The sequence below is a fragment of the Afipia sp. P52-10 genome (assembly GCF_000516555.1).
GTDB lineage: Bacteria > Pseudomonadota > Alphaproteobacteria > Rhizobiales > Xanthobacteraceae > P52-10.
The window spans coordinates 591,205-604,215 of the sequence record NZ_AZSJ01000007.1 but is presented as its reverse complement, the minus strand read 5'-3'; the positions used below and the strand labels follow the sequence as shown (position 1 = coordinate 604,215).

The 13,011-nt window shown below is 65.4% G+C and carries 11 protein-coding genes; 5 read left to right on the top strand and 6 right to left on the bottom strand.

Features of this window, described 5'->3' with window-relative positions; all coding sequences use genetic code 11:
* Window positions 1-9: 9 nt before the first annotated feature.
* Window positions 10-1,524: a class I adenylate-forming enzyme family protein gene (locus X566_RS20085; protein WP_051444382.1), complete on the bottom strand. Its 1,515-nt coding sequence runs from the start codon at window positions 1,522-1,524 to the stop codon at window positions 10-12.
* Window positions 1,508-3,217, bottom strand: coding sequence for an extracellular solute-binding protein (locus X566_RS20080; protein ID WP_034472571.1), 1,710 nt, complete (start codon window positions 3,215-3,217; stop codon window positions 1,508-1,510). The genes X566_RS20085 and X566_RS20080 overlap by 17 nt, the downstream gene beginning before the upstream one ends.
* A gap of 442 nt (window positions 3,218-3,659) precedes the next feature.
* Here X566_RS20080 and X566_RS20075 point away from each other — a divergent pair, with 442 nt between their 5' ends.
* Entirely contained in the window at window positions 3,660-4,433 is a 774-nt protein-coding gene (locus tag X566_RS20075; RefSeq protein ID WP_034470921.1) for an invasion associated locus B family protein, read from the top strand.
* A 216-nt stretch (window positions 4,434-4,649) separates the two neighbouring features.
* On the opposite strand, the gene hspQ is transcribed toward X566_RS20075, so the two are convergent.
* A complete protein-coding gene (gene hspQ / locus X566_RS20070; RefSeq protein ID WP_034470918.1) occupies window positions 4,650-4,979 on the bottom strand; it encodes a heat shock protein HspQ in 330 nt (109 codons plus the stop codon).
* Window positions 4,980-5,230: 251 nt separating this feature from the next.
* Here hspQ and X566_RS20065 point away from each other — a divergent pair, with 251 nt between their 5' ends.
* Window positions 5,231-6,181, top strand: coding sequence for an AEC family transporter (locus X566_RS20065; protein WP_034470915.1), 951 nt, complete (start codon window positions 5,231-5,233; stop codon window positions 6,179-6,181).
* On the opposite strand, the gene X566_RS20060 is transcribed toward X566_RS20065, so the two are convergent.
* Window positions 6,178-7,386 (bottom strand): UbiH/UbiF family hydroxylase, encoded by a 1,209-nt coding sequence (locus X566_RS20060; RefSeq protein WP_034470912.1) that lies wholly within the window; start codon window positions 7,384-7,386, stop codon window positions 6,178-6,180. The genes X566_RS20065 and X566_RS20060 overlap by 4 nt on opposite strands.
* Before the next feature lie 113 nt (window positions 7,387-7,499).
* On the opposite strand from X566_RS20060, the gene X566_RS20055 reads away from it, so the two are divergent.
* The 3 genes from X566_RS20055 to X566_RS20045 all read left to right on the top strand — a co-directional run bounded on the left by X566_RS20055 (window position 7,500) and on the right by X566_RS20045 (window position 10,071).
* Window positions 7,500-8,231 (top strand): phosphatidylcholine/phosphatidylserine synthase, encoded by a 732-nt coding sequence (locus tag X566_RS20055; RefSeq protein ID WP_034470909.1) that lies wholly within the window; start codon window positions 7,500-7,502, stop codon window positions 8,229-8,231.
* Between the two features lie 11 nt (window positions 8,232-8,242).
* On the top strand, window positions 8,243-8,992 hold the full coding sequence (locus tag X566_RS20050) for a TerC family protein (RefSeq protein WP_173402601.1): 750 nt from the start codon (window positions 8,243-8,245) through the stop codon (window positions 8,990-8,992).
* A gap of 104 nt (window positions 8,993-9,096) precedes the next feature.
* A complete protein-coding gene (locus tag X566_RS20045) occupies window positions 9,097-10,071 on the top strand; it encodes a quinone oxidoreductase (protein WP_034470904.1) in 975 nt (324 codons plus the stop codon).
* A 47-nt stretch (window positions 10,072-10,118) separates the two neighbouring features.
* On the opposite strand, the gene X566_RS20040 is transcribed toward X566_RS20045, so the two are convergent.
* Window positions 10,119-11,315, bottom strand: a complete 1,197-nt coding sequence (locus tag X566_RS20040) for an acetylornithine transaminase (protein WP_034470901.1) — start codon at window positions 11,313-11,315, stop codon at window positions 10,119-10,121.
* Between the two features lie 279 nt (window positions 11,316-11,594).
* Window positions 11,595-12,920, bottom strand: coding sequence for a 30S ribosomal protein S12 methylthiotransferase RimO (gene rimO / locus X566_RS20035; protein WP_034470900.1), 1,326 nt, complete (start codon window positions 12,918-12,920; stop codon window positions 11,595-11,597).
* Between the last annotated feature and the right edge of the window lie 91 nt (window positions 12,921-13,011).

Below are 13,011 nucleotides of genomic sequence, written 5' to 3'. Positions count from 1 at the left end.
CGTTCGCGATCAGGAGCGCTCGCGAAAGGCCTCAACCATCAAAGGGTTTAGCCCCAATTGTGCAAGTGCTGCGCGAGCCCGGGCGTTGTCGCTGGCACGGCCGGCCAGGCGATGGCCGCTGATCCGATCGGGCAGGGCCGTCAGCATCCCGCCCTGCGGCAGGCGCTGCGCCCAGGTGTTCAGGTCATTGGTGAGGAAGCGATAGCCGCCGACGTTGAGCACGCCGGATGGCGGGGCTGTGATGCAGATCGCGCCGTTCCGGCGATCGAGCCGGGCGGCATAGCCCGTGTCGACGTGATCGGGTTTGTCGCGGGTCAGCAGCAGATCCGAGCTGCGCTGGGCGGCATAGGCGGCGAGCGGAACCATCGCGCCACGCATGCCGACGGTGCCGTGATCGGAGATAAAGACCTCGCAGGCGACGCCTGCCGAGCCCTGTCCTTGCAGCGGCCGCGCGCCCGGCGCGACCGGTGCGGGAGTGCCTTCGCCGTCGCGCGGCACGGCGAACAGCCCGGCTTCGCCGAATGCGTAGAGATCGATGAAGCTGCGGGCATAAGTCCACGAGGAGGAGGTGGCCGCCTGCTCGGGCGCGCGCCACAGCCCGATCACCTGATTGAGCTGCGGCAGATCGGCGAAGGCGCCGGTCTCGCCGAGCCGCAGCGCGAGCGGGGCCGGCGCGACCAGGAGCGCGCAGCGGTCGTGCGCGATCTGGCTCAACAGCACGTCGGTCTCGAACGGGTGGTGCAGCGCGAGCCGACCGCCGCTCAACAGCCACGTCACCATTGATGCGCAGATACCGGCGAAGCTGGACGGCATCGTCGCCGACATGATGCGGGTGCCGGCCGGGATATCTGCATCGAGCATCACGGCGAGGCCGCCGGCGATCACCTGCGCCTGGGTGCGCGGCACCGCGCGCAAGCCGTCCGGCAGCACGTCGAAGGTGATCAGGCTGGTGCGCTCGGCGCCGCGGTCCGGCAGGTGCGGTGTGCGGTCCTCGTCGAAGGTGATGTAATCGAGCGGTACGCTACCTTCGGGCGTGTTGTCGCCGAAGCTGAATACCTGCCGCACCGAAAAGGCTTCGGCGGCTGCGTTCATGGCGAGATCGGCATGATCGACCCCGTCGATCCGGCTCATGGTGACCAGGGCTCGGGCGCGGATCCGGTTGATCGCATCGGACAGTTCGGCCTGGCGCCACAGCTGCGGCAGCAGCGCAACGCTCAAGCCCGCGCGCATCGCCGCCAGGATGGTCACCACCGCCTCCACGGTGTTCGGCAGTTGCACGGCGACGATCGCGCCCGACGGGAGGCCCACCTCGACGAAATAGGCGGCGAGCCGGGCGACCGCGACATCTGCCTCGGCATAGCTCAGACGGCGCGGCGGCTGGCCGGTGACGCGCTCCTTGTCGGCGGGATCGACGAGGGCCTGGGCTTCCGGCCGGCGTGCGGCGGTGCGGCTGAACAGTTGGTCCAGCGAGGGGGCTTGAACGGGCGCGGGGCGCGCAGCAATGAAGCTATGGCCGTCTTGCATCTGGAGCCTGCCACCAGGTTTCGGGAAGGATGCCGGAGAGCGAGGTCCGTTCCGGCCGCTGAATGCGTGTCCAGCGCGACACCCACTGGCTGGGCACGTTGAAAACCGGGATCACGTAGAAGCCTGACATCAGTGCCCGGTCGAGGGCGCGGACGGCGGCGACGAAATCCGCCTGATCGCGCGTCTTGAGCAGGGCCTCGATCATCGCATCGACAGCCGGGCTCTTGACGCCCATGTAGTTGCGCGATCCGTTCGCATCAGCGGCCGCGCTGCCGAAGTAGAAGGCCTGTTCGTTGCCCGGCGACAGCGACTGGTCCCAGCGGTTCTGGATCATGTCGAAATCGAAGGCGATACGGCGCTGATCGAACTGTACCGCATCGACGACGCGAATACGGGCGGTGATGCCGGCGCGCTTGAGATCGCGGGCGAAGATGAGGGCGATCCGTTCCTGGTCGCGGGTCGTCACCATAATCTCGAAGCTGAACGGTTCGCCGGTCTGACGATGTTTCAGTACGTTGCCGGAGATCTGATAGCCCGCGTCAGCGAGCAGACCGAGCGCGCGCCGCAGCGCCTCGCGGTCGCGTCCGGACGCGTCGTACTGCGGCAGCTTGTACGAGCCGTCGAGGATGTCGGGCCGCAGCCTGCTCATATAGGGCTGCAGCAGCGTGAGTTCGGCCGGGCTCGCGGGCCGGCCATAGGCGGCAAGCTCGGAGCCTGGAAAATAGCTGCCCGAGCGGCGGTACAGGCCGAAGAAGTAGTTCTTGTTGATCCAGGCGAAGTCGAGCAATAGCGTCAGCGCCTCGCGCACGCGAATGTCGGCGAATTGCGGGCGGCGCGTGTTGAAGACCAGGAAGTCGGACGGTTGCGGCTGGCCGTTGGCAAGCTCTTCCTTCACGAGCTTGCCCTCGCGCAGTGCCGGGACATCGTAGCCGGTCGCCCAGCGCAGCGGTTCGGTCTCGATCCGGAAGTCGTACAGCCCGCGCTTGTAGGCTTCGAACGCGGTGTTGGCATCGCGGAAGAATTCGAACCGGACCTCGTCAAAATTCCACATCCCGCGATTGATCGGCAGGTCGCGGCCCCAATAATCGGGATTGCGCGTGAGCGTGATGCTGGTGCCGGCGCGGACATGGCCGACGCGATAGGGACCGCTGCCGATCGGCGCCGTCAGCGAGGTTTCCTCGAAGGTCGCTTCGTCGGTGGCGTGCTTCGGCAGGACCGGCATCAGGCCAATGATCAGCGGCAGCTCGCGATCGTTGGCGCCGGTGAGATCGAAGCGGACGGTACGGGCATCGAGCGCCTCGGCCTTGGTGATCTTGGCGTAGAACAGCCGGTGATTGGGGCGCCCCTTGGTGCGCAGCAGCTCGCGCGAGAACAGCACGTCCTCGGCGGTGACCGGCGTGCCGTCGGAGAAGCGCGCCTTCGGATTGATGCGGAAGGTAACGTAGCTGCGCTCGGCATCGGTCTCGATGCTCTCGGCGAGCAGCGCGTATAGCGTGAACGGCTCGTCGTGGCCGCGCGCCAACAGGCTTTCCACCACGTAGCCGCGAATCTGCGGTAGGGCGAGGCCCTTGACGATCATCGGATTGAGGCTGTCGAAGGTTCCGAGCACCCCGAACACGAGCCGGCCGCCCTTCGGCGCGTCCGGATTGACGTAAGGCATGGTCGCATCGGGGAATGCGGGCTCGCCATGCATGGCGATCGCCGTTCCGCTGATGCTGCCTGGTTCGCTGGCGGAGGCCAGGCCTTGGAACAGCACGCCCGCGGAAGCCAGCAAGCCGGCCAGAGCCCTTCGGCGCGAGAGCTGTGCGGTATCCACCGCGCGCAATCCAGCTGGCCGTACGGCGGACGGCGCCCGGTCCGGCGCGGCGGCAGCGTTCCCCCCACTGATTCGCCTGAATTCCATGGTGGAATTTAGCATAGGCACGCGCCCCGCATGAGCGTTCAGGGTGTGAGTGCAAGGCTTGTCGGCATTGATCTTTTTCGCAAGCGTTGTATGGAAGGCGGGCGTCAAACAAGGGGCTGCCGGCTCCGGTCACGCTGCCGCCCCATTTGGCGACGAGACAGCCGGCCAAGGCCCCATTCTCCGCGATCCAGTCGCGGTCGAAATTATTCGGTCCAGGAAAGGGTTTTCCGCAATGAATAGCCGTCTCTTGTCCGCGCTGGCTTTGCCGCGTGGGCGGGTTACCGCCGGGCTCGCCGCCGCCGCTCTTGCTTTTGCGATGTTGCCCGCCGCTGCGCAGCAGCCGGCCCAGCAGCCTGCTCCCAAGGCCCCGCCGAAGGCGGCCCCGAAGGCCCCTGCCAAGAAGGACGCGCCGCCGGCCGCAGCCCAACAGCAGCCCGCCCAACAGCAGCCGCAGGCGCAGCAGGATCAGGTGCAGCTGATCTACTCGCCCTGGACCAAATTCTGCCTCAAGGGCCAGGATGCCAACGCCAAGCAGGTCTGCTTCACCGGCAAGGACGGCCGCATCGAATCAGGCCAGCCGGTGGTCGCCGCCGTGATTATCGAGCCGGAAGGCGAGCCGAAGAAGGTGCTGCGCGTGACGCTGCCGCTCGGCATGCAGCTCGTGCACGGCACCCGCATCATCATCGATCAGAACCAGCCGCAGCAGAGCCCGTATGTGATCTGCTTCGCTAATGGCTGCATGTCGGACTACGAGGCCACGCCGGAAATGCTGGCCAACCTGAAGAAGAGCCAGGCGCTGATCGTGCAAGCGATCAATGCCAATGGTCAGCCGCTGACGCTGCCGCTACCGCTCACCGATTTCGGCAAGGCCTATGACGGTCCGCCGACTGACCCGAAGGTGTTCGAGGAGCAGCAGAAGAAGTTGCAGGAAGAACTGCAGAAGCGCGCCGAAGAGGCCCGCAAGCGGCTGGAAGCGCAGCAGCCCGCCAACCCGGCGGCGAAGTAAGCTGTCCGGTTGGACGTCAGGCGTAAGCCTTTCAGACGGCCCGAAAACAAAGGCGCGCAGCGATGCGCGCCTTTTGCGTGTGAAGATGTCTGCTTGTGCGATCCGCCCATGCGAATGCACCAATGGTGTGGAGGTCGAAACGAGATGGGCGATTGCGGCGCGCATGCACGTCGCTTGCGCATCAGCGCAAGGTGACGACCGGATGAAGTCAGCAGCTCAGTTCAGCGACGGGTTGCGCTGGCGGTAGCCGCCGGATTTGTCCTTGATGAAAATCTCGGAGACCTGCGAATGTCGCACCGGCTCGCCCGAATTGTCGGGCAGCAAATTCTGTTCCGAGACATAGGCGATGTACTCGCTCTCGGAGTTCTCGGCGAGCAGGTGATAGAACGGCTGATCCTTGTGAGGGCGCACCTCCTCGGGGATCGACAGCCACCACTCCTCGGTGTTGTTGAACTCCGGATCGATGTCGAAGATCACCCCCCGGAATGCGAAAACCCGGTGGCGGACGATCTGCCCGATCTGAAATTTGGCGGTTCGTGTCTTCATCGCATCTTGTCGAATAGACCATGATTGTGGCCGATGCTAGGGGCAAACCCTAGAATCGTATTGCTTTGGCGGCCTCGTCGCCGCGGTTGCGGACAGGGCTCCGACGCCGCAGTGGCATGTTTCCAGTCTGATCCCCGCCTTGCCGCGTCCGGAGCTGCGACATGGCCGGATATGGACATGGGCCGATATGCGCCGGTGAGACGCATGACGCCGAGGCATCTGAACGTGAGATGCATTAAACGTGCCGCTGCATGATTGACGTCCTCAACCTCTCGCTTCCGTATTTTGGCCTCATCTTCATCGGCTTCGCTTGCGGCAAGTTCCGCCGATTGCCGGAAACGGGCCTGGCATGGCTCAATTTCTTTCTGCTCTATATTTCGCTACCGGCGCTGTTCTTCCGCATCCTTGCCAAAACCCCGTTCGAGCAACTGAATAACCCGCCGTTCGTGATCGCCACCACCTGCGGAACGGTGCTGGCCTTTGCCGCGGCCGCCATCGCCGCACGGCTCCTCGGCGGCCGCACCGCCCGCGAAGCGGTCATGGCTGGACTCGCCGGCGGTTACGGGAACATCGGCTATATGGGGCCGGGGCTAGCACTTGCCACATTCGGCACGTCGGCGGCTGTGCCGGTGGCGCTGATCTTCTGTTTCGATAACATTTTCTTGTTCTCGATCGTGCCGATGCTGATGGCTGTGTTCGGCTCGGACCGGCGGCCGCTGTGGCCGACCGTTTGGCACGTCGCGAAACAGATCGCGTTCCACCCGCTGATCGTGGCCTCATGGCTTGGCGCGCTTGCTGCCGCCGTGCATTTCAATCCGCCGATCGCGGTCGATCGCACGCTGGAATTCTTGCAGAATGCGGCAGCGCCGGTGGCGCTGTTCGCGCTAGGCGTGACGGTGGCGCTGCGGCCGTTCGAGCGGGTGCCGTGGGAGGTGCCGGGCGTCGTCGCGGTGAAGCTGCTGCTGCATCCGCTGATGGCGTTCGCGCTGCTGACGCTGCTCGGGCCGTTCGATCCGCAATGGATCGCCACCGCGCTGTTGATGGCCTCGCTGCCGCCGGCGTTGAATGCCTTCATCATCGCGCGCCAATACGACACCTGGGTCGAGGCGGCCTCGACCGCTGTGCTGCTCGGCACACTCGTTTCGGTGCTGACGCTGACGCTCATCATGTGGATGCTGAAGAGCGGGCTGCTCGGTCTCTAACGCGCGTCGCGGTTCTGGCCGGCGGCAAAAAGTGGCGCGATCGCCTGGCGCATGATGAAGCGGCGCATCGGGCCGCTCCACGCCAGCGCCTGCATGCCGGCCGCGCGCAACGCCTGCGCCGGCAGGAAATCCGACAACAGTGTGCGGTTGGCGAAATCAACCACAGCGATGCGCCCCTGGATATCGAGCCGCCGCTTGCGCTCGTAGCGTTGCAGCGTCGCCGGTGATCCGGGATCCTGCTCCAGCAGCAGCGCATCGGCGGCGATGGCGCCGATGTCGGCGGCATCGCGCAGGCCGAGATTGAGACCCTGGGCGCCGATCGGCGGCAGCACATGCGCGGCCTCGCCGACGAGGGCGATGCGATGGGCTGCGATCCTGTCCGCCTGCTCGATGCCGAGGGGAAAGACGTGGCGGGTGGGACCGACCCGCAGCGCGCCGAGATGATGATGCGCTTGGCGCTCGACCTCGCGGGCCAGCGCGTCATCATCGAGCGCTCCGCGCCACTCGGCATCCTCCGGTCGCATCACCCAGACGACGCTGGATCGGTTGCCCGGCAGCGGTACGAACACGCACGGCCCATGCGCGGTATGAAATTCCGTGGAGATCGCGTCGTGTGGACGGGTGTGCTCGATGTTCAGCGTCAGCGCCGACTGATCGAGCGCGCGTTTGCGCACGCCGATCTGCGCCGCCTCGCGGCAGATCGAGTTGCGGCCGTCGGCGCCGACCGCGAGGCGGACGTGCAGCGTCCGGCCCTGTTGGGTACGCACTGTCACGTTATGTTCGGACGGCTCGATGCTGGCCGCATTCTCATCGATGCGGGTGAGGGCAGGCAGGTCCGTTGCCCGCCGTTCCAGCGTCTCGACCAGGATGCGGTTCTCAATGTTGTAGCCGAATGCGTCGAGGCCGATCTCGTTGCAGTCGAGATGGAGTTCCGGAGCACGGATCAAGCGTCCGGTGTCATCCACCAGCCGCATCGTCCGCAGCGGCGCTGCTGCATTGCGGCAAGCCTCCCAGGCGCCGAGTTCCTCCAGCACCGCCACCGAGGCGTGCAGCAGCGCGGTGGTCCGGTTGTCGGCATAGGGGGCGAGGCGGGCGACCAGTACGGTCCGCACGCCCCGGCGCGCCAGCGCAATCGCTGTCGTCAAACCGGCGGGGCCGCCGCCGATCACCGCAACATCGGTTTCCGTTGTCACAGAACTGTCCATGAACGCTGGCTCATAAAGGTTGATGACAGGCCCGGATGGGTAGTCTCACCTGCAGCAGGTAGGCCGCTCCGAGCCGATGTGCAAGAAAATCCAAAGTCTGGTAGCTAGTTGCGATGACTGGGCGGCAAGCAGATTCTCCCCCGGCGCCGGTGGCGATCCGCGCCCGCGCGTTCGCCGTGCATCTGCTGACGGCGCTGGGCGCGGGGTTGGCGTTCATGGCGCTGATGGCGGCGGTTCGCGGCCACTGGCCGGCGATGTTCGCCTGGCTCGGCATTGCGCTCGTCGTCGATGCGATCGATGGACCGCTGGCGCGGCGGCTGAAGGTGGCGCAGACCTTGCCGAACTGGTCGGGCGACACCCTGGATCTCGTGGTCGATTTCACCACTTATGTCTTCGTGCCGGCCTATGCGATCGCCGCAAGCGGCCTTTTGGTGCCGCATCTCGCGCCGCTGGCTGGCATCGCCATCGTCATCTCCGGCGCACTGTACTTCGCCGACCTGCGGATGAAGACGGCAGACAATCATTTCCGCGGCTTCCCCACGCTGTGGAACGTTGCGGCGTTCTACCTGTTCCTGCTGCGCCCATCGCCCTGGACCGCGACGGCTGTGATGGCCTTGTTGGTTGCAGCGACCTTCCTGCCGATCCACGTCATGCATCCGGTGCGGACCGAGCGCTTGCGCGTCCTCAACATCAGCCTGGTCGTGCTGGGTGCCGCACTCGCCGCCATCGCCGTCATGAACGACTTCTATGTGTCTACACCGGTGACCGCCGTGCTCTGCGCGATCGCGGCCTATGTGATGCTGAGCGACCCGATTATCCGACTGATTGCGAAGGCGAGGAGATGATGGAAAACGTAATGGCACTGCTGACGAGCCCGGAAGCCTGGGCGGCGCTGGCGACGCTGACGGCGCTGGAGATCGTGCTCGGCATCGACAACGTGATCTTTCTGTCGGTGCTGGTGTCGCGGCTGCCCGAACCGCAGGCTACGCGCGCACGCCAAATTGGTCTCGCGCTGGCGCTGATCTTCCGCATCGCGCTGCTCAGCATCCTGTTCTGGCTGATCGGCCTGACCAAGCCCGTGATCACCATCATGGGCAACGGCTTCTCCTGGCGCGACATCATTCTGATCGGTGGCGGCTTGTTCCTGATCGCCAAGGCGACCCACGAGATTCACGCCGAGATCGAGGCGCACGACGCGGCCGAGGAGCAGAAGTCGGGAGCCAGCAACGCGTTCGCCTGGATCATCTTCCAGATCATCATCATCGACCTGGTGTTCTCGCTCGACTCGATCATCACCGCGATCGGCATGGCCGAGCAGATCGAGATCATGATCGCTGCGGTGATCATCGCCTGCGCGGTGATGTACATCTCGTCCGGGCCGGTCGCGGCTTTCGTCGCCGAGCACCCGACGACCAAGATGCTCGCGCTGGCGTTCCTGGTGATGATCGGCGTGGCCCTGGTCGCCGACGGCTTCGCCTTCCACATTCCGCGCGGCTATATCTACTTCTCGATCGTATTCGCGGTGGCGGTTGAGGCGTTCAACATTCTCGCCAAGCGCAACCGGATGAAGGGAACGCGCGTGATCACCACGCGCAAGCAGGAATGACGGCTGCGGCATTCGACGGGGCAGGGCACTGGCCGGTTGTTTCGGCTTCGCCACCGTCATAGGCTTGCGCGAAGCGAGAAGTTGAGGGCAAGGAGTTAAGGGAAATGACCAAGGCAGTGCGGGTGCACGCAACGGGCGGACCGGAGGTTCTCGCCTACGAGGACATCCAGGTGCCCGCGCCCGGCAAGGGTGAGGTCCGCATCCGGCAGCGCGCCTGCGGGTTGAATTTCATCGACACCTATTTCCGCACCGGCCTCTACAAGGCACCCGAGCTGCCGTTCATCGCTGGCAACGAAGCCTCCGGCGACGTGTTGGAGGTTGGCCCCGGCGTCACCGATTTCCATCCCGGCGATCGGGTGGCCTACACCTATGCCCTGGGTGGCTACGCGAGCGAGCGCGTGATGCCGGCCGAGCGGCTGGTGAAGCTGCCGGACATGATCACCTATGAGCAAGCGGCCGTGCTGATGCTCAAGGGGCTGACCGTGCATTACCTGCTGCACAAGACCTTCAAGGTCGAGCCGGGACAGAACGTGCTGATCCATGCGGCTGCCGGCGGTATCGGTCTTCTTGCCTGTCAGTGGGCGAAGGCGCTCGGCGCCAACGTCATCGGCACGGTCGGCTCCAAGGAGAAGGCGGAGCTCGCCGAGCGCAATGGCTGCGATCACGTCATCCTCTATAACGAGGAGGATTTCGTCGCCCAGGTGAAGAAGATCACCCGCGGTGATCTCTGCAATGTCGTCTATGACGGCGTCGGCAAGATGACGTTCCCAGGCTCGCTCGACTGTCTGCGTCCGCTCGGCATGTTCGTGTCGTTCGGCAATGCGTCGGGCGTGGTGCCGCCATTCTCCGTCGGTGAATTGCAGCGGCGCGGCTCGCTGTTCGCGACCCGGCCGACGCTGAACGACTACATCGCCAAGCGACGCGACCTGCTGGAGGCCGCCGACACGCTGTTCGCCGCGGTGATCTCCGGCAGCCTGCAGGTGCCGATCCATCATGCCTACGCGCTGAAGGATGCGGCCAAAGCGCATCGCGACCTGGAGAGCAGGGTTACCACCGGCGCCTCGATCCTGAAGCCGTAACGCGTCTGAGCGCATGTCGCAGTATTGCGCGATACGCACGCTAGACTTCAGGCAACGCAGCGCGCCGCGCCGAGCCGGGTCAGAATGGCGTCGAGCCCGCCGGTCATGATGAGGATCTGTTCGCGCGTGACGTTCAGCGCCGGCATGAAGCGCAGCGCGTCCGGCTGCGGCGCGTTCAGCAGCAGTCCGTCTCCAAGCGCCTCGGCGACGATGGTGGCGCCGATTGGCCGCTTCAGGTCGAGCGCCAGCAGCAGGCCTTCGCCGCGCACGCTGCCGAGACCATGCCGCGCCGACACACGTTGCAGTTCGGCGGCCAGCATATGGCCGCGTTCGGCAACCGTTTTCAGAAACTCTGGCTGGCTGACAGCCTCGAGCACTGCGAGCCCCGCCGCGCACATCGGCGGGTTGCCGTTATAGGTGCCGCCCTGGTCGCCGTGCGCGAAGCACGACGCCTGCTTGGTCGCGAGCAGGGCGCCGAGCGGTACGCCGCCGCCGATGCCCTTGCCCAGCGTCATGATGTCCGGCGCGATGCCCGCGTGCTCGTAGTGGAACAGCTTGCCGGTGCGCCCCATGCCGGTCTGGATCTCGTCGAGGATCAACAGCAGGCCATGCTGTTCGGTCAGCGCGCGCAGGTCGCGCAGGAACTGATGCGTCGCGGGCCATACGCCGGCCTCGCCCTGGATCGGCTCAAGCATCACGGCGACGGTCTGCGGCCCGATCAGTGCTTCCACCGACGAGAGATCGTTCAGCGTGGCTTTCCGGAAGCCCGGCACCTTCGGCTCGAACAACGGTTCGAACGCCTTCTTGCCCGACGCCGACATCGTCGCCAGCGTGCGGCCGTGGAAACCGCCCTGGAAGGTGATGATCTCGAACGCGCCGGATTTGTGCAGGGAGCCGTATTTGCGTGCGAGCTTGATCGCGCCTTCGTTGGCCTCGGCGCCGGAGTTGGTGAAGAACACTTGGTCGAAGCCGCTTCGCTCGATCAGCGCATTGGCGAGCGCGAGCGACGGTTCGTTGTAGAAGGCGGGGCTTGGCGTCAGCAGCGTCGCCGCCTGCTGCGACAGCGCCTGCACCAGTGCGGGTGGCGCGTGGCCGAGGCAGTTGACGGCCCAGCCCTGCACGAAGTCGAGATAGCGCTTGCCGTGCTGGTCCCACAGATACGAGCCTTCGCCGCGCACGAACACCACCGGCGGGCGGGCAGTGATGTTCATCAAGGCGTCGAACCGATGCGTCGCGATGGTCATGGCAGGTCTCCAACGGGGTTGATGGCAGGGGCCGAAACGCGAGAAGGCCGCACGTTGTGGGTGCGGCCTTTTCGAGAACGTGGCTGATTGCGTGTGTGCGTTCAGCGTTGTCGTCGGACACGGCGCGACCCGGCATCGTCGAACGAGCGACGACGGAGGCAAGCGCGGCGGTGGGTCCGGTTCAAAGTCATGACGCGGCCATACGCCCGCGGCGGCGGCGCTGTCAAGGACGAATGTTCGGCGGCCGGGTGGCTTGCGGGCTCACAAGCCCATCCGTTTTCAGAAACCGCTGGCGGTGCCGTGCAGGTCGTATTCGTCGGCGCGTTCGATCTTCACGGTGACGATCTCGCCCTGGCGCAGCGGGCGGCGGCTCGCGACATAAACGGTGCCGTCGATCTCCGGCGCGTCGCCCTTGCTGCGGCCCTTCGCAACCGTCGGACCAGCCTCGTCGATGATCACTTGTTGGCGCGTGCCGACCTTCCGCTTCAGCCGGCGGGCGGAGATCACCTGCTGGCGCGCCATCAATCGCTTCCAGCGTTCTTCCTTCACCGCGTCCGGCACCGGATTGTCGATCGCGTTCGAGGTCGCGCCCGCAACCGGTTCGTACTTGAAGCAGCCGACGCGATCGATCTGCGCCTCGTCGAGCCACTGCAGCAGATCCTCGAACTCGGCGTCGCTTTCGCCAGGGAAGCCGACGATGAAGGTCGAGCGCAGCGTCAGCTCAGGGCATTGCTCGCGCCACCTGGCAATGCGGGCCAGTGTCTTGTCCTGCGCGGCCGGACGCTTCATGCGCTTCAGCACGTCCGTATTGCCGTGCTGGAACGGGATGTCGAGATAGGGCAGCACCTTGCCCTCGGCCATCAGGCCGATCACTTCGTCCACATGCGGGTAGGGGTAGACGTATTGCAGCCGCACCCAGGCGCCGAGTTCGCCAAGCTCCTTGGCGAGATCGTAGAAGCGGGCGCGCACCTCTCGATCTTTCCAGGTCGCCGAGGCGTATTTGAGATCGATGCCATAGGCCGAGGTGTCCTGCGAGACCACCAGCAATTCCTTGACGCCCGCCTTCACCAGCTTCTCGGCCTCGCGCAGCACGTCGTCGGCGGTGCGCGAGACGAGATCGCCGCGCAGCTTCGGGATGATGCAGAAGGTGCAGCGATTGTTGCAGCCTTCGGAAATCTTCAGGTAGGCGTAGTGGCGCGGCGTCAGCTTGATGCCTTGCGGCGGCAGCAGGTCCACCAGCGGGTTGTGGACCGGGGGGTTGGCACGATGCACCGCCTCCAGCACACTCTCATACTGTTGCGGCCCGGTGATCGACAGCACGTCGGGAAAGGCCTCTCGGATCGCCTCGGGCTCGGCGCCCATGCAGCCGGTGACGATGACCTTGCCGTTCTCGGCCATGGCATCGCCGATCGCCGCCAGCGATTCGGCCTTGGCACTGTCGAGGAAGCCGCAGGTGTTGACGATGACGAGATCGGCGCCGTCGTGGTTGCGCGCAAGCTCATAGCCTTCCGCCCGCAGGCGGGTGATGATCCGCTCGGAATCCACCAGGGCCTTGGGGCATCCCAGGGATGTGAAACTGATTCTGGGCGCGCGGCCTTGTTCCATCGTCCTCAATGTCCGGCTGAAGCGCAGGAGCTATCCCCGAACGGGGCGAATTACAAGGCTTTGACGCTGCGATAGCCCCTGCTATGACCGG